This window comes from Bacillus sp. FSL M7-1020 (assembly GCF_038050415.1).
In the GTDB taxonomy this organism is placed as follows: Bacteria; Bacillota; Bacilli; order Bacillales; family Bacillaceae_G; genus Bacillus_A; species Bacillus_A toyonensis.
The window spans coordinates 150,001-171,840 of sequence record NZ_JBBOTW010000001.1; the positions used below are offsets into that span (position 1 = coordinate 150,001).

The following is a 21,840-nucleotide window of genomic DNA, read 5'->3' on the forward strand; positions in this document are numbered from 1 at the left end:
TACCCGCGACAGGACGGAAAGACCCCGTGGAGCTTTACTGTAGCCTGATATTGAATTTTGGTACAGTTTGTACAGGATAGGCGGGAGCCATTGAAACCGGAGCGCTAGCTTCGGTGGAGGCGCTGGTGGGATACCGCCCTGACTGTATTGAAATTCTAACCTACGGGTCTTATCGACCCGGGAGACAGTGTCAGGTGGGCAGTTTGACTGGGGCGGTCGCCTCCTAAAGTGTAACGGAGGCGCCCAAAGGTTCCCTCAGAATGGTTGGAAATCATTCGTAGAGTGCAAAGGCATAAGGGAGCTTGACTGCGAGACCTACAAGTCGAGCAGGGACGAAAGTCGGGCTTAGTGATCCGGTGGTTCCGCATGGAAGGGCCATCGCTCAACGGATAAAAGCTACCCCGGGGATAACAGGCTTATCTCCCCCAAGAGTCCACATCGACGGGGAGGTTTGGCACCTCGATGTCGGCTCATCGCATCCTGGGGCTGTAGTCGGTCCCAAGGGTTGGGCTGTTCGCCCATTAAAGCGGTACGCGAGCTGGGTTCAGAACGTCGTGAGACAGTTCGGTCCCTATCCGTCGTGGGCGTAGGAAATTTGAGAGGAGCTGTCCTTAGTACGAGAGGACCGGGATGGACGCACCGCTGGTGTACCAGTTGTTCTGCCAAGGGCATAGCTGGGTAGCTATGTGCGGAAGGGATAAGTGCTGAAAGCATCTAAGCATGAAGCCCCCCTCAAGATGAGATTTCCCATAGCGTAAGCTAGTAAGATCCCTGAAAGATGATCAGGTTGATAGGTTCGAGGTGGAAGCATGGTGACATGTGGAGCTGACGAATACTAATAGATCGAGGACTTAACCATATAATATGAAGCAAATGTTATCTAGTTTTGAAGGAATATGCCTTCATAGTTTGGTGATGATGGCAGAGAGGTCACACCCGTTCCCATACCGAACACGGAAGTTAAGCTCTCTAGCGCCGATGGTAGTTGGGACCTTGTCCCTGTGAGAGTAGGACGTCGCCAAGCAAGCTTAAGACGAGTCAGAATGACTCGTCTTTTTTGTGTTTATTTTTATTTACCAAATGTCATAATCCATAAATTTAATAACGCCAAAAATGAAAAAAGAATGAAATAGAGACTGTTTAAAATAATGGCAATGATTTTTGGTGTTCCTGATTTTCCGACTGCCCTAAAATAATACTTAAGAACAGGAAACATTATTTCTATTATAAGTATATATTTTAAAAAATGAGAGTAGAAAAAATGGGATGATATAAATAAGTATTCAATCATTATAGCAATTACTGCGATAGAGAAAAATAAATAAGATAATAGCATAGTTATTTTTTTTCACGGTTATTCTCCCCCTAAAAATTAAATCGCTATAATATAAGTTCTATTGATGTATAGAGAATAAGAGTTTATATACTTTTATTAAAATGTACTGAAGTACCATATAAACAATTGTACGTAAAATAGATCTCTAGAAATATATATTCTAATTCCCTTTCCTTCTTGCATATAGTTGCAATTCTTCTTTTGAATATAACTAAAACACGAACGTTATTGGTAACTAGTAAAAAAACATTCGATTATTTATTGACATTGTTTATAAAATATTGTTAATATAGCCATAGAAACAATAATATATAAGACCTCATATAATCGCGGGGATATGGCCTGCAAGTCTCTACCTAACGACCGTTATTCGTTAGACTATGAGGGAAAGTCACTCGGTATTTTTCTATTCACAAGGGATACGTATGCCTGAGTAGAGCGCTTTCTCTCATAGTAAAAGAGAAACTGTTCTATTTCAGGCTTTTTTTATTTGAATCGGGGGGATTCTAATATGAAATCACTAGTTGGAGTCATAATGGGAAGTACGTCAGACTGGGAAACAATGAAATTTGCTTGTGACATTTTAGATGAATTAAATATACCGTATGAGAAAAAAGTTGTATCCGCTCATCGGACTCCGGATTATATGTTTGAATATGCAGAGACGGCTCGTGAACGTGGATTGAAAGTTATTATTGCTGGAGCTGGTGGAGCAGCGCATTTACCAGGAATGGTTGCAGCGAAGACAAATCTTCCTGTAATTGGCGTTCCAGTTCAATCAAAAGCGTTAAACGGATTAGATTCATTATTATCCATCGTCCAAATGCCAGGAGGGGTTCCAGTTGCAACTGTTGCAATTGGTAAAGCTGGTTCAACAAATGCTGGATTACTTGCTGCACAAATACTTGGATCATTCCATGATGATATACATGATGCATTGGAATTGAGACGAGAAGCGATTGAAAAAGATGTGCGTGAAGGTAGTGAGCTAGTATGACGAGAATCATTTTACCTGGAAAAACAATCGGCATTATTGGAGGCGGCCAGCTTGGAAGAATGATGGCATTGGCAGCTAAGGAGATGGGATATAAAATTGCTGTTTTAGATCCTACAAAGCATTCACCATGTGCACAAGTTGCTGATGTTGAAATTGTTGCACCATATGACGATTTAAAAGCAATTCAGCATTTAGCAGAGATAAGTGATGTTGTCACATATGAATTTGAGAATATTGATTATAGATGTTTACAATGGCTTGAAAAACATGCTTACTTACCACAAGGTAGTCAGTTGTTAAATAAAACGCAAAATCGTTTTACAGAAAAGAATGCAATTGAAAAAGCCGGGTTACCGGTAGCGACGTATAGATTAGTTCAAAATCAAGAGCAGCTTACTAAAGCGATTGCTGAGTTATCATATCCTTCCGTCTTAAAAACAACGACAGGTGGATATGATGGGAAAGGGCAAGTTGTTTTAAGAAGTGAAGCTGATGTTGAGAAGGCACGAAATCTTGCGAATGAAGCAGAATGCATTCTAGAAAAATGGGTGCCTTTTGAAAAAGAAGTATCAGCTATTGTCATTCGTAGTGTAAGTGGTGAAACGAAAGTGTTTCCAGTAGCGGAAAATATTCATGTGAATAACATTTTACATGAATCTATCGTTCCAGCTCGCATTACAGAAGAACTTTCTCAAAAAGCAATTGCTTACGCAAAGGTACTTGCGGATGAATTAGAACTTGTGGGAACACTAGCGGTAGAGATGTTTGCTACAGCTAATGGTGAGATTTACATTAATGAATTAGCACCAAGACCTCACAATTCAGGACACTATACACAGGATGCATGTGAAACGAGTCAATTTGGTCAACATATTCGAGCAATCTGTAATTTACCTCTTGGAGAAACAAATTTGTTAAAACCAGTTGTCATGGTAAACATTTTAGGCGAACATATAGAAGGGGTCCTAGGACAAGTGAATAGATTAACCGGGTGCTATTTACACTTGTATGGAAAAGAAGAAGCAAAAGCGCAGCGAAAAATGGGGCATGTTAATATTTTAAATGATAATATTGAAGTCGCTCTAGAAAAAGCGAAGAGTTTGCATATTTGGGACCATCAAGAACAACTGTTGGAGGGAAAAAGATGATTAATCGTTATACACGCCCTGAAATGGGTGCTATTTGGACGGAAGAGAATAAATTTAAAGCATGGTTAGAAGTTGAGATTTTAGCTTGTGAAGCATGGGCTGAGCTTGGCGATATTCCAAAAGAAGATGTTAAAAAAATTCGTGAGCATGCATCATTTGATATTGATCGTATTTATGAAATTGAAAAAGAAACACGTCATGACGTAGTTGCTTTCACTCGTGCTGTATCAGAAACACCAACATTAGGTGAAGAACGCAAATGGGTTCATTACGGTTTAACATCTACAGACGTAGTAGATACAGCTTTATCTTACATCTTAAAACAAGCAAATGAAATCTTGTTAAAAGACTTAGAAAACTTCGTTAGCATTTTAGCTAACAAAGCGAAAGAGCATAAATACACGATTATGATGGGAAGAACGCACGGTGTTCATGCAGAGCCAACGACATTTGGTTTAAAACTTGGTCTTTGGTATGAAGAAATGAAACGTAACGTAGAGCGTTTCAAACAAGCTGCGGATACAGTTCGCGTTGGTAAATTATCTGGTGCAGTTGGTACATACGCGAACATTGATCCATTCGTCGAAAAATTTGTTTGTGAAAACTTAGGATTAGAAGCGGCACCAATTTCAACACAAACATTGCAACGTGATCGTCATGCACATTACATGTCAACACTTGCGCTAATCGCAACATCTATTGAAAAGATGGCAGTTGAGATTCGTGGTTTACAAAAGAGTGAAACACGTGAAGTTGAAGAGGCTTTCGCAAAAGGTCAAAAAGGTTCTTCTGCAATGCCACATAAACGTAATCCAATTGGATCTGAAAATATGACTGGTTTAGCTCGTGTTATCCGCGGTTATATGATGACGGCTTACGAGAATGTTCCATTATGGCATGAGCGCGACATTTCTCACTCTTCAGCAGAACGCGTAATTCTACCAGATGCTACAATCGCATTAAATTACATGTTAAATCGCTTTGGTAATATCGTTAAAAACTTAACTGTATACCCGGAGAATATGAAACGCAATATGACAAGAACATACGGCTTAATTTACTCTCAGCGCGTAATGCTTACACTAATCGACAAAGGTATGGTACGTGAAGAAGCTTATGATATCGTACAGCCTAAAGCGATGGAAGCTTGGGAAACACAAGTACAATTTAAAGAGCTTGTAGAAGCTGATGAGCGTATTACGAGCAAATTAACGCAAGAGGAAATTAACGAATGCTTCAACTATGAGCATCATATGCAACATGTTGATACAATCTTTGAACGCCTAGGATTAAACGAAGCGTAAAATTTTATATGGCACAGAATAGAGTCATTCTGTGCCATTCTTTATAAAAAAATTATTCACATTTTTCAAACTACAGGGGGCTTGCGAAATGCAAAAGCTAGAATTGCTGTATGAAGGTAAGGCAAAAAGAATTTATCGTACAGAATCAGCAGATATGGTTTGGGTAGAGTACAAAGATAGTGCGACTGCTTTCAATGGGGAGAAAAAAGAGACGATTACAGGAAAAGGTCGTTTGAACAATGAGATTACAACTTTATTGTTCAGAAAGTTACAAGAAGTAGGAATAAAAACACATTTTATTGAGAAGTTATCTGAAACAGAGCAACTTGTAAAAAAAGTGAGTATTATTCCTTTAGAAGTTGTCACAAGAAATGTAATTGCAGGAAGCCTTTCAAAGCGATTAGGAATGGAAGAGGGAACTGTACTTGCAGAACCAATCGTAGAATTTTACTTCAAAGATGATGATTTAGGAGATCCGCTTGTAACGGAAGATCATATTCGTGTATTAAATGTTGCGTCACCAGAGCAAGTAAGCGTATTACGAGATATGGCTCTACAAATCAATCAAGTATTGATTGAGCATTTCGCAAGCTGTCGTGTAAGATTAGTAGATTTTAAATTAGAGTTTGGTGTAACGGAAGAAGGAGAAATCATATTAGCGGATGAGATCTCACCAGATACTTGCCGTTTATGGGATGAAACGAGCAATGAAAAGTTTGATAAAGACGTATTCCGTCGCGATCTTGGAAATTTAACAGAAGCTTATGAAGAGATTTTAAAACGTTTAGGGGGAATTTCACATGTATAAAGTTAAGGTATATGTAACGTTAAGAGAAAGCGTATTAGATCCACAAGGAACAGCAGTAAAAGGGGCACTTCATAGTCTTTCATTTACAGAAGTACAGGATGTTCGAATCGGAAAGTACATGGAACTAACAATTGATAAATCTGTATCTGACCTTGACGCAAAGGTAAAGGAAATGTGTGAAAAATTATTAGCAAACGTTGTAATGGAAGACTTCCGTTATGAAGTTGAGGAGGTTGTCGCACAGTGAAATTTGCCGTAATAGTATTTCCGGGTTCGAACTGTGATGTCGATATGTTCCATGCAATTAAAGATGAGCTTGGTGAAGAAGTAGATTACGTTTGGCACGATAAAGAGAATTTAGATGAATATGATGCAATTTTACTACCTGGTGGATTCTCTTACGGTGACTATTTACGTTGTGGTGCTATTTCTCGCTTTGCTAACGCAATGAAAGCAGTGCAAAAAGCTGCTGAGCAAGGAAAACCAATTTTAGGAGTGTGTAATGGATTCCAGATTCTTGTTGAATCAGGATTACTACCAGGAGCACTAATAAGAAACGAAAACTTAAAATTTATGTGTCGCACGGTTCAGTTACGTGTTGAAAATAACGAAACGATGTTTACATCACAATATGAAAAAGATGAAGTAATCAATATTCCAATTGCACATGGTGAAGGGAATTACTATTGTGATGAAGTAACTCTTAAACAATTAGAAAAGAATAATCAAATCGCATTCCGTTATGTAGAAAATCCGAATGGTAGCGTTTCAGATATTGCTGGTATTGTAAATGAAAAGGGAAATGTACTTGGTATGATGCCACACCCAGAGCGTGCTGTAGATGAATTGCTTGGTGGTGCTGAAGGGTTAAAAGTCTTTCAATCTATCTTAAAACAGTGGAGGGAAACATATGTCGTTAATGCTTGAACCAAATCCAACACAAATTAAAGAAGAGCGTATATATGCGGAAATGGGGCTAACAGACGAAGAGTTTGCCATGGTTGAAAAGATTCTAGGCCGTTTGCCGAATTATACAGAAACAGGTTTATTCTCTGTAATGTGGTCTGAACATTGTAGTTATAAAAATTCAAAACCAGTTCTTCGCAAGTTCCCAACAACAGGTGAGCGTGTCCTGCAAGGCCCTGGAGAAGGCGCTGGAATTGTAGATATCGGTGATAATCAAGCGGTTGTATTTAAAATGGAAAGCCATAACCATCCTTCTGCTATTGAACCATATCAAGGAGCAGCAACAGGCGTTGGTGGTATTATCCGTGACGTATTCTCTATGGGAGCACGTCCAGTAGCTCTATTAAACTCACTTCGCTTCGGTGAACTACAATCACCACGTGTGAAATATTTATTCGAAGAAGTAGTAGCAGGAATCGCAGGATACGGTAACTGCATCGGTATTCCTACTGTTGGTGGCGAAGTACAATTCGATCCATGTTACGAAGGAAATCCACTTGTAAATGCAATGTGCGTAGGTTTAATTAACCACGAGGATATTAAAAAAGGGCAAGCACACGGTGCTGGCAATACAGTAATGTACGTAGGAGCATCAACTGGTCGTGACGGTATTCACGGTGCAACATTCGCATCTGAAGAACTATCTGAAAGCTCAGAAGCGAAACGTCCGGCAGTTCAAGTAGGAGATCCATTTATGGAGAAACTTCTTATCGAAGCATGTTTAGAACTTATTCAGTCTGATGCACTTGTTGGAATTCAAGATATGGGAGCTGCTGGTTTAACTTCATCTTCTGCAGAAATGGCAAGTAAAGCAGGTATGGGTATTGAAATGTACTTAGATGATGTACCACAGCGTGAAACGGGAATGACACCATATGAAATGATGCTATCTGAATCACAAGAGCGTATGTTAATTGTTATCAAAAAAGGTAGAGAGCAAGAAATAGTAGATTTATTTGAGAAGTATGGTCTTGCAGCAGTTACGATGGGGAAAGTAACGGAAGACAAAATGCTTCGCTTATTCCATAACGGTGAAATGGTAGCTGAAGTACCAGCAGATGCTCTTGCAGAAGAAGCGCCAATTTATCATAAACCATCAAAAGAAGCAGCATACTTTGCTGAGTACCAGCAGATGAAAGGGGAAACACCGCAAGTAGAAGATTATAAAGAAACGTTATTCGCTTTACTACAACAACCGACAATTGCAAGTAAAGAGTGGGTATATGATCAATATGATTATCAAGTACGCACAAGCACAGTTGTTACACCAGGTTCAGATGCAGCGGTTGTACGTGTACGCGGTACAGAAAAAGGATTAGCAATGACGACAGATTGTAACTCTCGCTATATTTACTTAGATCCAGAAACGGGCGGTAAAATTGCAGTAGCGGAGGCAGCGCGTAATATCGTATGTTCTGGTGGAGAGCCACTTGCAATTACAGATTGCTTAAACTTTGGTAACCCAGAAAAACCGGAAATCTTCTGGCAAATTGAGAAATCGGTAGATGGTATGAGTGAAGCTTGTCGCACATTACAAACGCCAGTTATTGGCGGAAACGTATCGATGTATAACGAGCGTAGTGGTGAAGCGGTATATCCAACACCGACTGTTGGGATGGTTGGTCTTGTCCATGATTTAAAACATGTAACAACACAAGAATTTAAGCAAGCTGGCGATTTAGTGTACGTAATTGGAGAGACGAAAGCTGAATTTGGTGGAAGTGAATTACAGAAAATGGTCCACGGCAAAATTTTCGGCCAATCACCAAGTATCGATCTAGATGTAGAATTAAAACGCCAAAAACAAGTATTAGAAGCAATTCAAGCTGGCCTTGTTCAATCGGCACATGATGTTGCTGAAGGTGGTTTAGCAGTTGCAATTTCTGAAAGTGCAATTGGTGCTAACGGTTTAGGTGCTACTGTGAAATTAGACGGTGAAGCAACGGCGGTATTATTTGCGGAATCACAATCTCGCTTCGTTCTAACTGTAAAACGTGAAAACAAAGAAGCGTTCGAGAAAGTCGTCGAAGCAATTCAAGTTGGAGCAGTGACAGATACAAATGAGGTAACAATTCATAATGAAGAAAATGAAGTATTACTTACAGCAAATGTAGATGAAATGAGACAGGCTTGGAAAGGGGCAATCCCATGCTTGCTGAAATAAAGGGGTTAAATGAAGAATGTGGCGTCTTTGGAATTTGGGGGCATGAAAATGCGGCACAAGTTTCGTACTACGGATTGCACAGTTTGCAGCACCGTGGGCAAGAGGGCGCAGGCATTGTTGTAAATAATGGGGAAAAAATCGTCGGTCACAAGGGATTAGGTTTAATATCGGAAGTGTTCTCAAGAGGTGAGCTAGAAGGATTGAACGGAAAATCAGCAATCGGACACGTACGATACGCGACGGCTGGTGGAAGTGAAGTAGCTAACGTTCAACCATTATTATTCCGTTTTTCTGATCATAGTATGGCATTAGCTCATAACGGAAATTTAATTAATGCAAAAATGCTTCGCCGCGAATTAGAGGCAGAGGGAAGTATTTTTCAAACGAGTTCAGATACAGAAGTACTTTTACATCTTATTAAGCGTAGTACGAAAGATTCTTTAATTGAAAGTGTAAAAGAGGCACTAAATAAAGTGAAAGGTGCGTTTGCATACCTTTTACTAACTGGGAATGAAATGATTGTTGCGCTAGATCCGAATGGGTTCCGTCCTCTTTCAATTGGAAAGATGGGTGATGCTTACGTTGTAGCATCAGAAACATGTGCTTTCGATGTAGTAGGTGCAACATACATTCGTGATGTAGAACCGGGTGAATTACTTATCATCAATGATGAAGGAATTCACGTAGATCGTTTTACAAATGAAGTAGATCATGCAATTTGTAGTATGGAGTACATTTACTTTGCGCGTCCGGATTCTAATATCGCTGGTATTAATGTCCACGCAGCACGTAAAAACATGGGGAAACGTTTAGCGGCAGAAGCTCCTATTGAAGCTGATGTTGTTACTGGTGTACCAGATTCTAGTATTTCAGCTGCGATCGGTTATGCTGAGGCGACAGGTATTCCATATGAGTTAGGATTAATTAAAAATCGTTACGTTGGACGTACGTTTATTCAACCTTCTCAAGAACTGCGAGAGCAAGGGGTAAAGATGAAGCTTTCCGCAGTAAGAGGTGTAGTTGAGGGGAAACGAGTTGTTATGATTGACGACTCTATCGTAAGAGGAACGACAAGCAAACGAATTGTTCGTATGCTTCGTGAAGCTGGAGCGACAGAGGTTCATGTAAGAATTGCTTCACCGCCTCTAAAATATCCATGTTTCTATGGTATTGATATTCAAACGAGAAAAGAATTAATTGCAGCAAATAATACAGTAGAAGAAATCCGTGAAATGATCGGAGCGGATTCTTTAACATTTTTAAGTGAAGATGGATTAGTAGATGCAATTGGACGTCCATATGAAGGGAAATATGGCGGCCTATGTATGGCTTACTTCAATGGAGACTATCCAACAGCTCTTTATGATTATGAGCAAGAGCTTTTAGAAAGTATGAAATAAGAAAGTGAAAAAAGCTTCTACTTCTTTTGATGTAGAAGCTAGCTTCTTTCTTAAAAACGGCCGCCCTGGATGGGGAGAAATTAAAAGACGAGGTGTAAATAACGATGGCGAATGCATATAAGCAAGCAGGAGTAGATATTGAAGCTGGATATGAAGCGGTATCTCGCATGAAAAAACACGTACAAACAACAATGAGAAAAGAAGTACTAGGCGGTTTAGGCGGTTTTGGAGGTATGTTTGATCTATCAAAATTTGCATTAGAAGAACCTGTATTAGTATCTGGAACAGATGGCGTGGGAACAAAATTGATGCTCGCTTTTATGGCAGATAAACATGACACAATTGGTATTGATGCAGTAGCGATGTGTGTAAATGATATTGTTGTCCAAGGGGCAGAGCCGCTTTTCTTCCTTGATTATATTGCTTGTGGTAAAGCTGAACCTAGTAAAATTGAAAACATCGTCAAAGGTATATCAGAGGGCTGTCGCCAAGCTGGTTGTGCATTAATTGGTGGGGAAACAGCTGAAATGCCAGGAATGTATTCTACGGAAGAATACGATTTAGCTGGTTTTACAGTTGGGATTGTTGATAAAAAGAAAATTGTAACAGGTGAAAAGATTGAAGCTGGTCACGTATTAATTGGCTTAGCATCTAGCGGTATTCATAGTAATGGTTACTCTTTAGTACGAAAAGTGTTACTAGAAGATGGAGAACTATCTTTAGATCGCATTTATGGACGCTTAGAACTACCTCTTGGTGAGGAGTTATTAAAACCAACGAAAATTTATGTCAAACCTATTTTAGAACTATTGAAAAAACATGAAGTGTACGGTATGGCTCATATTACAGGTGGTGGATTCATTGAAAATATTCCACGTATGTTGCCAGAAGGAATTGGTGCTGAGATTGAACTTGGATCTTGGGAAATTCAGCCGATTTTCAATTTGCTTCAAGAAGTTGGGAAACTAGAAGAGAAAGAAATGTTCAATATTTTTAACATGGGTATTGGTATGGTAGTAGCGGTAAGGGAAGAAGATGCAAAAGATATTGTTCGTCTTCTTGAAGAGCAAGGAGAAACAGCTCGTATTATTGGTCGTACTGTACAAGGGGATGGCGTTACCTTCAATGGGGGCACAGCACTATGAGTAGATTAGCAGTTTTTGCTTCTGGAAGCGGATCTAACTTTCAATCTCTCGTTAATGCGGTAGAAGAAAAGAGATTGGATGCAGATATTAGTTTATTAGTATGTGATAAACCAGAAGCACGCGTTATTGGACGGGCACATTATCATCATATCCCATGTTTCGCTTTTTCAGCGAAAGCATATGAGTCAAAAGAAGCATTTGAAAAAGAAATATTAAAGAAGCTAGAAGAGTATGAAATTGATTATGTTATTTTAGCTGGATATATGCGTTTAATTGGGCCAACTTTACTAGAAGCATATGGCGGGAAGATTATTAACATTCATCCATCACTACTACCGAGTTTCCCAGGGAAAGATGCTGTCGGTCAAGCGTTAGAAGCAGGTGTGAAAGTAACTGGAGTAACAATTCATTATGTAGATGCAGGTATGGATACAGGTCCAATTATTGCGCAAGAAGCAGTAGTTGTTTCTGAAGGTGATACGAGAGAAAGCTTACAAAAGAAAATTCAACAAGTTGAACATAAATTATACGTAAATACAGTGAATCAAATTGTTCAGTCTGTGAAAGAACCAACTGTTAACTAACATACAACTAGGGGTGAAGGATAAATGAAAAAGCGTGCATTAGTAAGTGTTTCAGATAAAACAGGAGTAGTAGAATTTGTTAAAGGTTTACTAGAACAAGGGATTGAAGTTATTTCAACAGGTGGTACGAAAAAATTACTAGAAGAAAATGGTTTACAAGTAATCGGTATTTCTGAAGTAACTGGTTTCCCAGAAATTATGGATGGCCGTGTAAAAACATTACATCCAAATATTCATGGTGGTCTATTAGCAGTTCGTGATAATGAAACACATGTAGCGCAAATGAATGAATTAGGCATTCAACCAATTGACTTTGTTGTTGTTAACTTATACCCATTTAAAGAAACAATCGCTAAGCCTGATGTAACATTTGCTGATGCAATTGAAAATATTGATATTGGTGGCCCAACAATGATTCGCTCTGCTGCGAAAAATCATAAATTTGTATCGGTAATCGTAGATCCAGTAGATTATGATGTTGTATTAGCAGAACTGAAAGAGAACGGCGAAGTAAAAGAAGAGACGAAACGTAAATTAGCAGCGAAAGTATTCCGTCATACAGCGGCATATGATGCGTTAATTTCTAACTACTTAACAGAACAAATGGGTGAAGAAAGTCCAGAAACGTTAACTGTGACGTTTGAGAAAAAGCAAGACTTACGTTATGGAGAGAACCCACATCAAAAGGCTACTTTCTATAAAGCACCATTTGCTGCAACTTCTTCTGTTGCATATGCAGAACAATTACATGGTAAGGAATTATCTTATAACAATATTAATGATGCAGACGCAGCGCTTAGCATCGTAAAAGAATTTACAGAACCAGCAGTAGTAGCGGTAAAACATATGAATCCATGTGGCGTTGGAGTAGGAACTGATATTCACGAGGCATATACTCGTGCTTATGAAGCGGATCCAGTATCAATCTTCGGCGGTATTATTGCAGCAAATCGTGAAATTGATAAAGCTACAGCAGAAAAGTTACACGAAATTTTCTTAGAAATTGTTATCGCTCCTTCGTTCTCGCAAGAAGCTTTAGAAGTGTTGCAAAGCAAGAAGAACTTACGCTTACTAACTGTAAATATTGAAAAAGCGACAAGTGCAAGCAAAAAACTAACTTCTGTACAAGGTGGTCTTCTTGTTCAAGAGGAAGATACGTTATCATTAGATGAGAACACAATTTCAATTCCAACGAAACGTGAACCATCAGAGCAAGAGTGGAAAGATTTAAAACTAGCTTGGAAAGTTGTAAAACATGTGAAATCAAATGCAATTGTTTTAGCGAATGATAACATGACGGTTGGTGTAGGCGCGGGACAGATGAACCGTGTAGGCTCTGCAAAAATTGCAATTACACAAGCTGGCGAAAAAGCACAAGGTAGCGCACTTGCATCTGATGCTTTCTTCCCAATGCCAGATACAGTAGAAGAAGCAGCAAAAGCTGGTATTACAGCAATTATCCAACCAGGTGGATCAATTCGTGATGAGGATTCTATTAAAGTGGCAGATAAGTATGGGATTACGATGGTGTTCACTGGCGTACGTCATTTCAAACACTAATAGAGGATGTCTAAAAGGTCCGGTCGAGATAATCTTCGCATGTCGTCGTTGCAATGCCAGTGCGGTACTCATGTAGGAAAACTATACTCCGTATCCTCTTGGAAAATGCGCCTCGACCTGCTCGGTTCTCTCGATCCTCCCTTTTAAACTTCTATTGATATGAAAAAGCAAACTAGGAGCATAGCTTCTAGTTTGTACCTATTTAATTATTGGGGGATGAAATATGAATGTTTTAGTAATTGGCCGCGGTGGGCGTGAGCATGCTTTAGCTTGGAAGTTTGCACAATCTGAAAAGGTGGAGAAGGTGTATGTAGCACCAGGTAATGAAGGTATGCGAGATGTTGCAATACCAGTTGATATTGATGAAAATGATTTTGATGCATTAGTTTTATTTGCCAAAGAGAATAATGTTGAATTAACTTTCGTTGGGCCAGAAATTCCGCTTATGAATGGAATTGTTGATCGTTTTAAAGAAGAAGGACTTCGCGTATTTGGTCCGAATAAAGCGGCTGCTGTTATTGAAGGCAGTAAAGCTTTTACGAAAGAGTTGATGAAAAAGTATAATATACCAACTGCTGCATACGAAACTTTTACAGACTATGATGAAGCAGTAAAGTACATTCAAAAAGTTGGTGCGCCAATTGTTGTTAAAGCTGATGGATTAGCTGCTGGTAAAGGTGTAACGGTAGCAATGACGCTTGAAGAGGCATTACAAGCTGTGAAAGAAATGCTACAAGATGTGAAATTCGGCGTGGCAAGTAAGAAGGTCGTTATTGAAGAGTTTTTAGATGGACAAGAATTTTCATTGATGGCATTTGTAAATGGAACAACTGTACATCCGATGGTAATTGCTCAAGACCATAAACGAGCTTTTGATGGCGATAAGGGTCCTAATACAGGTGGAATGGGCGCATATTCTCCAGTACCACAAATTCCAGAATCAGCAGTTCAAGAGGCGATTGAAACAGTATTACACCCAACTGCTAAAGCGATGATCCAAGAAAATCGTTCGTTTACAGGTATTTTATATGCAGGGCTTATTTTAACAAATGATGGTCCAAAGGTAATTGAATTTAATGCTCGCTTTGGTGATCCTGAAACGGAAGTTGTATTACCTCGCTTAGAGAATGATTTAGTTGATGTATGCAACGCTGTGTTAGATGAAAGTGAACTAACTTTACAATGGTCAGAAGATGCTGTTATCGGTGTTGTACTTGCTTCTAAAGGATATCCAGAAGCGTATAAAAAAGGTGAAGTTATTAACGGATTAGATACATTGCAAGATGTGATTGTTTTCCATGCGGGGACAGTAATGAAACACGGTGATTTTGTAACAAATGGTGGCCGTGTATTATTTGTTGCTTGCAAGGCGAATAGTTTACAAGAAGCAAAAGATAAAGTATATAAAGAAATCGGTAAAATTGAGAGTGATGGTCTATTTTATCGAAGTGATATAGGATATCGTGCAATTGGGCATGAGATGACGAGAAGTTAATGTATAAAAAATCCCGCTGAGAAATCAGCGGGATTTTTATGCATCTTTATCTTTTTTCAATTTTCCTTTTTGCTTTGCCATTTCTCGAAGTAAATACTCGATGTGTGCATTGACGCTACGAAACTCATCATTCGCCCATTTTTCGATGACTGCGTGTAATTCAGGATCAATACGTAATGGAAAGCTTTTCTTTTTAGCCATTATTATTTACAACCTATTAATATAGGCTTCCTGTATTAATAACTGGTTGCGCACCTTTATCTGAAACGATGGCAACCAATAAGTTATTTACCATATTTGCTTTACGCTCGTCATCGAGTTCCAGTACGCCTTCTTCATCTAACATATGGATTGAATCTTTGGCCATCTTCACAGCACCTTCAACAATCTCTTTTCTAGCAGCCAACACTGCTTTTGCTTGTTGACGTTGTAGCATTGCATGGGCAATTTCTGTTGCGTAAGCTAAATGCGTTAAACGAGTTTCTAATACTTCTACACCAGCGATTTCAAGACGCGCTTCTAATTCGCGTTTTAGCTCTTCTGAAATTTCCTCAGTATTTCCACGTAACGTAATACAAGTTTCATCTTGGAAATTATCGTAAGGATATTTTGTTGCAACGTGGCGGATTGCTGTTTCACTTTGGATTTCTACGAATCGATCGTAATGCTCAACACCAAACATTGCTTTTGCAGAATCAACCACTTTATATACGATAACAGCTGCAATTTCAATTGGATTTCCTTCAATATCATTTACTTTTAATTTCTTACTATTAAAGTTTTCAACACGTAAAGATACAGTTTGACGGAATGCAAATGGAATTGTTAAAAATAAACCGTTTTGACGAATTGTTCCTAAATAATTACCGAAGAACGTAATAACTTTCGCTTGATTCGGTTGAACGATACCGATGCCTGTAGCCAAAACAGATGCTAATATGAGAGCTAAAATAGCTATTACAAACATTTCTTGTACAAGGCAAAATACACCGATAGCGGCTAAAACTAAAATTCCAATAACACCCAGAAACCCATTTACATAAAATACTTGTTTTTCTTTCATATGATCGCCTCCTGATATAAAAATGATATCATTTTTATATCATTTTAAGCAAGGGGTTCACACCTAATTTTCTGAATTTTTTTATTTGGTATCTTTTATGTACGTGTTAGGGATGAAAAAAGAATGTATGTTCTGTTTTGTGGTAAAATAAAGAGGACTTAACCGCCCACTGCAGCAGCTAAGTCCCTTTGAGAGCATCTTGCATCGTGACAAATGATTCAAAGCGGTTTGGCCAGGATTATTTCTTCAATCGCTGACTCAATCTCTTTGTCAGAAGAGTCGTAACTTCCATTTGACTTTGGTTTGTCATGGGTAGAAGTTTGATTCACTTCTTCTTTAGCATGTCCTTTTTCAGTAAAATTCATGCTAGGCATTTTAAATGCGCCCATACTCATGTATTTTCCAAATTTACATACTTCAGCAATAGGGCAGAAACGAACAATCCCCTCTGCAATTTTCATGGCACCAATCCATAGTAAAACTTTAGACCAAGTGCACCACGGTTTGCGTACGAGTTTCGCTGTACTACAACCGAAGAGGATAAGTCCGAGTGTAATTCGAATTAGAGCGTTTATTGTACCGATGTTTTGCTTCATTTGAAAAACACTCCTTTTTGATGAACTTCGAAATAGCAAATACTATTTCTTTTATTAGTATTCCATGTGATTTTTGTGATATGTAATCCAACATTTGACGTTAAAAAAGATGTTGGAATGGGCGTGTGTGTAAGTAGCTTTTTTTGTTATAATGAAAGAATGCACAAAAAGAAGTTTAAAACTAGATCCTCTTTTTGAACAAATAGGGAAGAGGAGATTTAAAAGGAATTTTAAAAAATCCTGATGCAAATTAACTGTTATTTTGAACAGACATAGATATAACTAGAGAAAAGAAAGGGTGTTTTCATGTACGATATTTCCGGATGGAAACATGTATTTAAGCTTGATCCAAATAAGGAGTTAAGCGATGAACATTTAGAAATGATTTGTGAGTCTGGAACCGATGCTGTTATTGTAGGCGGAAGTGATGGAGTTACAATTGATAACGTATTACACATGCTAGTTAGCATTCGTAGATATGCAGTTCCTTGCGTGTTAGAGGTTTCTGATGTGGAAGCAATCACACCAGGCTTTGATTTTTATTACATCCCAAGCGTATTAAATAGCCGAAAAGTAGAATGGGTAACAGGTGTTCATCACGAGGCATTGAAAGAATTTGGGGATATTATGGACTGGGACGAAATTTTCATGGAAGGGTATTGTGTTTTAAATCCTGAAGCGAAAGTAGCCCAGCTTACAGATGCAAAATGTGATTTAACAGAAGATGACGTTATTGCATACGCGCGTTTAGCAGACAAGCTATTACATTTACCGATATTCTATTTAGAATATAGCGGTACGTATGGAGATATTGAACTTGTTAAAAATGTAAAAGCAGAATTGAAACAAGCTAATTTATATTATGGCGGTGGCATTTCTAATGCAGAACAAGCGAAAGAAGTAGCGCAGTATGCCGATACAGTAGTTGTTGGAAATGTTATTTATGATGATATAAAATCGGCGTTAAAAACAGTTAAAGCAGTAAAAGGAGAGTAGGTGCAGGCGTATATGAGTATGACGGATAAGTTATTAAATGGTTTAAATCCACAGCAACAAAAAGCAGTGCAAACAACGAATGGACCGCTACTATTAATGGCGGGAGCGGGTAGTGGTAAAACACGTGTGTTAACACATCGTATTGCATATTTACTTGGTGAAAAAGGTGTAGCGCCATGGAATGTACTAGCTATTACCTTTACAAATAAGGCTGCTCGTGAAATGCGCGAGCGTATTGATACACTTGTCGGACCAGAAGCAGAAGATATTTGGATTTCTACGTTCCACTCTATGTGTGTACGTATTTTACGACGTGATATCGATCGTATTGGTATTAATCGTAACTTTACAATCTTAGATTCAGGCGATCAGTTAACTGTAGTCAAAAAAATTATGAAAGAGCGTAATATTGATCCGAAGAAATTTGAGCCGCGCTCTATTTTAGCCGGCATTAGTAATGCGAAAAATGAACTGTTATCTGCAGATAAATATGCAAAAAAAATTACAATCGCTGATCCATATGAAAAATTAACGAGCGATGTATATACAGAATATCAAAAACGTCTTTTGAAAAATAACTCATTAGACTTTGATGATTTAATTATGACAACGATTCAGCTATTTGAACGTGTTCCAGAAGTACTAGAGTTTTATCAGCGCAAGTTCCAATATATTCACGTGGATGAGTATCAAGATACGAACAAAGCACAGTACCTTCTTGTTAAACATTTAGCAACACGTTTTAAAAACCTTTGTGTTGTGGGTGACTCAGATCAGTCTATTTATCGTTGGCGTGGTGCGGATATTTCTAACATTTTGTCATTCGAAAAAGACTATGAGAATGCGCAAGTTATTCTGTTAGAACAAAACTATCGCTCGTCACAAAATATTTTAAATGCAGCCAATGCTGTTATTGAAAAAAATACGAATCGTAAACCGAAAAAATTATGGACAGACAACCAAGTTGGGAGCAAAATTTCGTATTATCGTGCTGCAACTGAAAAGGACGAAGCGTATTTTGTTGCGAAAAAAATTCGTGATGATATTCAAATGGGTAACCGAAAATATACTGACTTTGCAGTATTATATCGTACGAATGCTCAGTCTCGTATGGTTGAGGAGATTTTCCTGAAATCTAATATCCCTTATAAAATTGTCGGCGGTACGAAGTTCTACGACCGTAAAGAAATTAAAGACATTTTGGCGTACTTACGTTTAATTGGGAATCCTGATGATGAGATTAGTTTCGCACGTATTATTAACATGCCGAAGCGCGGGATTGGTGCGACTTCTATCGATAAAATTATTAATTACGGTGTGCAAAACGGAATTTCATTAACGGCTGTATTTGATGAAATTGAGCATGTTGGTGTAAGTGCAAAAATTACAAAGGCAGTAAAAGAATTCGCAAGTTTACTACACAACTGGGTAAATATGCAAGAGTACTTATCTGTTACAGAATTAGTAGAAGAAGTCATTGAAAAAACAGGATATCGCGAGATGTTGAAAAATGAGCGTTCTTTAGAAGCAGAAGGCCGTTTAGAAAACTTAGATGAGTTTTTATCTGTTACGCAAACGTTCGAATCTCAAAGTGAAGATAAGAGCCTTGTTGCATTCCTAACAGACTTAGCTCTTGTCGCGGATATTGATCGTGTAGATGAAGATCCAACTGCTGGTGAAGAAGTTATTTTAATGACGATGCACTCAGCAAAAGGGCTAGAGTTCCCTGTAGTCTTTATCGTTGGTTTAGAGGAAGGAATATTCCCGCATACGCGTTCTCTTATGGAAGAAGATGAAATGCAAGAAGAGCGTCGCCTTGCTTATGTAGGTATTACTCGTGCAGAAGAAGAATTATACTTATCGAATGCGCAAATGCGTACTTTATTTGGTAGGACAAGTATGAATGCAGCATCTCGATTTATTACAGAAATCCCGGCAGAGTTGGTGGAACCATTAAATGAAACAGCGCCGAAGCGTGAAACTTCGTTTAGTGCAAAAGGAAGAACGACAGGAGCTGCGGCAACAACAACACGCTCTCGTTCAGCTTTCGTACGTCCGGCTGTTAAGACAACAGGCGGCGAGCAAATTGGCTGGGCAGTAGGCGATAAAGCTTCCCACCAAAAATGGGGAGTCGGTACAGTTGTAAGTGTAAAAGGCGAAGGTGATTCAAAAGAATTAGATATCGCGTTCCCAAGCCCGATTGGTGTTAAACGTTTATTAGCAAAATTTGCACCTGTGACGAAACAATAGGAAAGGAATGAGGATATGTCAAAAGAGATAGCAAAAAAGCGTATAGAAGAACTACGTGATTTGTTAAATACATTTAACTATCAATATCACGTATTAGACAATCCTTCTGTTTCTGATGCGGAGTATGACCGTAATATGCAGGAGCTTATAAAATTAGAAGCAGAGAATCCAGAGTTCATGAGTGAAGACTCTCCCTCCGTGCGCGTTGGGGGAACTGTTCTTGATATATTTGAAAAAGTAACGCATAAGTCACCGATGTTAAGTTTAGGAAATGCATTTAACGAAGGAGATTTGCGTGATTTTGACCGAAGAGTACGTCAAGGAATTGATGATGCGAATGTAAGATATATATGCGAATTAAAAATTGACGGACTTGCTGTTTCACTTCATTATGAAAAAGGACGCTTTATTCAAGGTGCAACACGTGGTGATGGTATAACAGGTGAAGATATTACCCAAAACTTGAAAACGATTAAAGCAATTCCACTTCGATTAAATGAAGAGGTAACGTTAGAAGCGCGAGGCGAGGCTTATATGCCGAAGCGTTCATTCGTTAAACTAAATGAAGAAAAAGAGCAAAACGGTGAAGATGTATTTGCGAATCCGCGTAATGCGGCAGCAGGTTCAATACGTCAACTTGATACGAAAATTGCAGCAAAGCGTAACCTATCCATGTTTGTATATGGTCTTGCAAATGTAGAAGAAAAAACAATTTCATCGCATAGCGAATCACTTGATTTCTTAGGTGAACTGGGGTTTAAGACAAATCCAAATCGCCGTACATGTGAAACAATTGAAGAGGTTATAGCTTATGTAGAAGAATGGCAGGAAAAACGTCCGAATCTTGATTATGAGATTGATGGGATCGTTATAAAAGTAGACGATGTTGCTCTTCAAGAAAGCCTAGGAACTACTGCAAAGAGTCCAAGATGGGCGATTGCTTATAAATTCCCGGCTGAAGAAGTTGTAACGAGATTAACGGGCATTGAATTAAGTGTTGGCCGTACAGGGGTTGTAACACCGACTGCAGAGTTAGAACCAGTACGAGTGGCTGGTACGATCGTTCGTCGTGCTTCCTTACATAACGAGGATTTAATTCGTGAAAAAGACATTCGAATTGGTGACTACGTTGTTGTGAAAAAGGCTGGAGATATTATTCCTGAGGTTGTGAACGTTATTTTTGATAAGCGTACTGGTGAGGAAGAAGAATACCGCATGCCAACGCATTGTCCGGCATGTGAGGGTGAACTAGTTCGTTTAGAAGAAGAGGTTGCACTTCGTTGTATAAATCCAACTTGTCCTGCCCAAATTCGCGAGGGATTAATTCATTTCGTTTCAAGAAATGCAATGAATATTGACGGACTTGGCGAGCGTGTCATCACACAGCTCTTTGATGCAGATTATATTCGTACGTTTGCAGATTTATATGCATTGACGAAAGAACAATTACTACAGCTAGAGCGTTTTGGTGAAAAATCAGCAACAAATTTAATACAAGCAATTGAGAATTCGAAGGAAAACTCGTTAGAGCGATTATTATTTGGCCTTGGAATTCGCCATGTCGGGGCGAAAGCAGCACGTACATTTGCAGAGCATTTTGAAACGATGGATGCACTTGTGAAAGCGACGGAAGAAGAGCTAAAATCAATTAATGAAATTGGAGAAAAAATGGCGCAATCCGTTGTAACATATTTTGATAATGAAGATGTATTAGAGCTATTACAACAGTTTAAAGAGTATGGCGTGAACATGACATACAAAGGCATAAAAAGTGCAGATTTACAAAATGTTGAATCTTACTTTGCAGGGAAAACTGTCGTCTTAACTGGGAAATTAGAAGTGATGGGACGCAGTGAAGCGAAGAAGAAGATTGAGGCATTAGGTGGAAAAGTAACAGGAAGTGTTAGTAAAAGTACGGATTTAGTTGTTGCTGGTGAAGCTGCTGGCTCAAAATTAGCGCAAGCAGAGAAGCACAATGTTGAAGTTTGGAATGAAGAGAGGTTCTTACAAGAGCTAAATAAGTAAGAG

The 21,840-nt window shown here is 38.7% G+C and carries 19 protein-coding genes, 2 rRNA genes and 1 riboswitch (1 of these 22 only partly in view); of the genes, 17 read left to right on the plus strand and 4 right to left on the minus strand.

Going from position 1 to position 21,840, the window contains the following annotated elements; all coding sequences use genetic code 11:
* Together MHB70_RS00770 and rrf are read left to right on the plus strand one after the other, a co-directional pair.
* Nucleotides 1–859 (plus strand): 23S ribosomal RNA (locus MHB70_RS00770); it begins 2,063 nt to the left of the window's first position.
* Between the two features lie 49 nt (nt 860–908).
* Nucleotides 909–1,024, plus strand: a 5S ribosomal RNA gene (gene rrf, locus MHB70_RS00775).
* A gap of 45 nt (nt 1,025–1,069) precedes the next feature.
* Here rrf and MHB70_RS00780 read toward each other — a convergent pair.
* Nucleotides 1,070–1,336 carry a hypothetical protein gene (locus MHB70_RS00780; RefSeq protein ID WP_000927496.1) on the minus strand — a complete coding sequence of 89 codons (267 nt, stop codon included), beginning with the start codon at nt 1,334–1,336 and terminating at the stop codon, nt 1,070–1,072.
* A 299-nt stretch (nt 1,337–1,635) separates the two neighbouring features.
* A riboswitch (purine riboswitch) is annotated at nt 1,636–1,737 on the plus strand.
* Between the two features lie 110 nt (nt 1,738–1,847).
* On the opposite strand from MHB70_RS00780, the gene purE reads away from it, so the two are divergent.
* The 12 genes from purE to purD all read left to right on the plus strand — a co-directional run bounded on the left by purE (nt 1,848) and on the right by purD (nt 14,907).
* A complete protein-coding gene (gene purE / locus MHB70_RS00785; RefSeq protein WP_000839361.1) occupies nt 1,848–2,333 on the plus strand; it encodes a 5-(carboxyamino)imidazole ribonucleotide mutase in 486 nt (161 codons plus the stop codon).
* A complete protein-coding gene (gene purK, locus MHB70_RS00790; RefSeq protein WP_000196786.1) occupies nt 2,330–3,481 on the plus strand; it encodes a 5-(carboxyamino)imidazole ribonucleotide synthase in 1,152 nt (383 codons plus the stop codon). The genes purE and purK overlap by 4 nt, the downstream gene beginning before the upstream one ends.
* Complete coding sequence (gene purB, locus MHB70_RS00795) at nt 3,478–4,785, plus strand: adenylosuccinate lyase (RefSeq protein ID WP_000610752.1); 1,308 nt, start codon at nt 3,478–3,480, stop codon at nt 4,783–4,785. The genes purK and purB overlap by 4 nt, the downstream gene beginning before the upstream one ends.
* Before the next feature lie 88 nt (nt 4,786–4,873).
* Nucleotides 4,874–5,593: a phosphoribosylaminoimidazolesuccinocarboxamide synthase gene (purC, locus tag MHB70_RS00800; protein WP_061529454.1), complete on the plus strand. Its 720-nt coding sequence runs from the start codon at nt 4,874–4,876 to the stop codon at nt 5,591–5,593.
* On the plus strand, nt 5,586–5,840 hold the full coding sequence (gene purS / locus MHB70_RS00805) for a phosphoribosylformylglycinamidine synthase subunit PurS (protein ID WP_000278820.1): 255 nt from the start codon (nt 5,586–5,588) through the stop codon (nt 5,838–5,840). Before purC ends, purS begins: the two co-directional genes overlap by 8 nt.
* Complete coding sequence (purQ, locus tag MHB70_RS00810; RefSeq protein WP_000666769.1) at nt 5,837–6,520, plus strand: phosphoribosylformylglycinamidine synthase subunit PurQ; 684 nt, start codon at nt 5,837–5,839, stop codon at nt 6,518–6,520. Before purS ends, purQ begins: the two co-directional genes overlap by 4 nt.
* Nucleotides 6,504–8,723 carry a phosphoribosylformylglycinamidine synthase II gene (gene purL, locus MHB70_RS00815; RefSeq protein ID WP_061529453.1) on the plus strand — a complete coding sequence of 740 codons (2,220 nt, stop codon included), beginning with the start codon at nt 6,504–6,506 and terminating at the stop codon, nt 8,721–8,723. The genes purQ and purL overlap by 17 nt, the downstream gene beginning before the upstream one ends.
* On the plus strand, nt 8,708–10,123 hold the full coding sequence (gene purF / locus MHB70_RS00820; RefSeq protein ID WP_000879031.1) for an amidophosphoribosyltransferase: 1,416 nt from the start codon (nt 8,708–8,710) through the stop codon (nt 10,121–10,123). The genes purL and purF overlap by 16 nt, the downstream gene beginning before the upstream one ends.
* 104 nt (nt 10,124–10,227) lie before the next feature.
* Nucleotides 10,228–11,268 carry a phosphoribosylformylglycinamidine cyclo-ligase gene (gene purM, locus MHB70_RS00825; protein ID WP_001262428.1) on the plus strand — a complete coding sequence of 347 codons (1,041 nt, stop codon included), beginning with the start codon at nt 10,228–10,230 and terminating at the stop codon, nt 11,266–11,268.
* Nucleotides 11,265–11,852, plus strand: a complete 588-nt coding sequence (gene purN, locus MHB70_RS00830) for a phosphoribosylglycinamide formyltransferase (RefSeq protein WP_000088570.1) — start codon at nt 11,265–11,267, stop codon at nt 11,850–11,852. The genes purM and purN overlap by 4 nt, the downstream gene beginning before the upstream one ends.
* Before the next feature lie 24 nt (nt 11,853–11,876).
* Nucleotides 11,877–13,412 carry a bifunctional phosphoribosylaminoimidazolecarboxamide formyltransferase/IMP cyclohydrolase gene (gene purH, locus MHB70_RS00835; protein ID WP_000745414.1) on the plus strand — a complete coding sequence of 512 codons (1,536 nt, stop codon included), beginning with the start codon at nt 11,877–11,879 and terminating at the stop codon, nt 13,410–13,412.
* A 223-nt stretch (nt 13,413–13,635) separates the two neighbouring features.
* Complete coding sequence (gene purD, locus MHB70_RS00840; RefSeq protein WP_001101935.1) at nt 13,636–14,907, plus strand: phosphoribosylamine--glycine ligase; 1,272 nt, start codon at nt 13,636–13,638, stop codon at nt 14,905–14,907.
* Nucleotides 14,908–14,943: 36 nt separating this feature from the next.
* On the opposite strand, the gene MHB70_RS00845 is transcribed toward purD, so the two are convergent.
* The 3 genes from MHB70_RS00845 to MHB70_RS00855 all read right to left on the minus strand — a co-directional run bounded on the left by MHB70_RS00845 (nt 14,944) and on the right by MHB70_RS00855 (nt 16,566).
* The gene (locus MHB70_RS00845) at nt 14,944–15,108 is read right to left on the minus strand and encodes a toxin-antitoxin system HicB family antitoxin (protein ID WP_001085171.1); all 165 of its coding nucleotides are present in this window, start codon (nt 15,106–15,108) and stop codon (nt 14,944–14,946) included.
* 16 nt (nt 15,109–15,124) lie between these two features.
* Nucleotides 15,125–15,970, minus strand: coding sequence for an SPFH domain-containing protein (locus tag MHB70_RS00850; RefSeq protein ID WP_000660691.1), 846 nt, complete (start codon nt 15,968–15,970; stop codon nt 15,125–15,127).
* A 218-nt stretch (nt 15,971–16,188) separates the two neighbouring features.
* Complete coding sequence (locus MHB70_RS00855) at nt 16,189–16,566, minus strand: YgaP family membrane protein (protein WP_000812337.1); 378 nt, start codon at nt 16,564–16,566, stop codon at nt 16,189–16,191.
* 306 nt (nt 16,567–16,872) lie between these two features.
* On the opposite strand from MHB70_RS00855, the gene MHB70_RS00860 reads away from it, so the two are divergent.
* From MHB70_RS00860 to ligA, 3 genes are read left to right on the plus strand one after another with little or no spacing between them, the layout of a single operon-like run.
* Nucleotides 16,873–17,562, plus strand: a complete 690-nt coding sequence (locus MHB70_RS00860; protein WP_000272083.1) for a heptaprenylglyceryl phosphate synthase — start codon at nt 16,873–16,875, stop codon at nt 17,560–17,562.
* Nucleotides 17,563–19,812: a DNA helicase PcrA gene (gene pcrA, locus MHB70_RS00865; protein ID WP_001149618.1), complete on the plus strand. Its 2,250-nt coding sequence runs from the start codon at nt 17,563–17,565 to the stop codon at nt 19,810–19,812. It abuts the gene before it with no gap.
* A 15-nt stretch (nt 19,813–19,827) separates the two neighbouring features.
* Entirely contained in the window at nt 19,828–21,837 is a 2,010-nt protein-coding gene (gene ligA / locus MHB70_RS00870; protein ID WP_061529452.1) for an NAD-dependent DNA ligase LigA, read from the plus strand.
* Nucleotides 21,838–21,840: the final 3 nt, after the last annotated feature.

What these genes read in the sequence shown, in the direction of transcription:
- MHB70_RS00780 (WP_000927496.1), bottom strand. Translation starts at nt 1,336, where the DNA reads ATGCTATTATCTTATTTATTTTTCTCTATCGCAGTAATTGCTATAATG.
- purE (WP_000839361.1), top strand. Translation starts at nt 1,848, where the DNA reads ATGAAATCACTAGTTGGAGTCATAATGGGAAGTACGTCAGACTGGGAA.
- purK (WP_000196786.1), top strand. Translation starts at nt 2,330, where the DNA reads ATGACGAGAATCATTTTACCTGGAAAAACAATCGGCATTATTGGAGGC.
- purB (WP_000610752.1), top strand. Translation starts at nt 3,478, where the DNA reads ATGATTAATCGTTATACACGCCCTGAAATGGGTGCTATTTGGACGGAA.
- purC (WP_061529454.1), top strand. Translation starts at nt 4,874, where the DNA reads ATGCAAAAGCTAGAATTGCTGTATGAAGGTAAGGCAAAAAGAATTTAT.
- purS (WP_000278820.1), top strand. Translation starts at nt 5,586, where the DNA reads ATGTATAAAGTTAAGGTATATGTAACGTTAAGAGAAAGCGTATTAGAT.
- purL (WP_061529453.1), top strand. Translation starts at nt 6,504, where the DNA reads ATGTCGTTAATGCTTGAACCAAATCCAACACAAATTAAAGAAGAGCGT.
- purF (WP_000879031.1), top strand. Translation starts at nt 8,708, where the DNA reads ATGCTTGCTGAAATAAAGGGGTTAAATGAAGAATGTGGCGTCTTTGGA.
- purM (WP_001262428.1), top strand. Translation starts at nt 10,228, where the DNA reads ATGGCGAATGCATATAAGCAAGCAGGAGTAGATATTGAAGCTGGATAT.
- purN (WP_000088570.1), top strand. Translation starts at nt 11,265, where the DNA reads ATGAGTAGATTAGCAGTTTTTGCTTCTGGAAGCGGATCTAACTTTCAA.
- purH (WP_000745414.1), top strand. Translation starts at nt 11,877, where the DNA reads ATGAAAAAGCGTGCATTAGTAAGTGTTTCAGATAAAACAGGAGTAGTA.
- purD (WP_001101935.1), top strand. Translation starts at nt 13,636, where the DNA reads ATGAATGTTTTAGTAATTGGCCGCGGTGGGCGTGAGCATGCTTTAGCT.
- MHB70_RS00845 (WP_001085171.1), bottom strand. Translation starts at nt 15,108, where the DNA reads ATGGCTAAAAAGAAAAGCTTTCCATTACGTATTGATCCTGAATTACAC.
- MHB70_RS00850 (WP_000660691.1), bottom strand. Translation starts at nt 15,970, where the DNA reads ATGAAAGAAAAACAAGTATTTTATGTAAATGGGTTTCTGGGTGTTATT.
- MHB70_RS00855 (WP_000812337.1), bottom strand. Translation starts at nt 16,566, where the DNA reads ATGAAGCAAAACATCGGTACAATAAACGCTCTAATTCGAATTACACTC.
- MHB70_RS00860 (WP_000272083.1), top strand. Translation starts at nt 16,873, where the DNA reads ATGTACGATATTTCCGGATGGAAACATGTATTTAAGCTTGATCCAAAT.
- ligA (WP_061529452.1), top strand. Translation starts at nt 19,828, where the DNA reads ATGTCAAAAGAGATAGCAAAAAAGCGTATAGAAGAACTACGTGATTTG.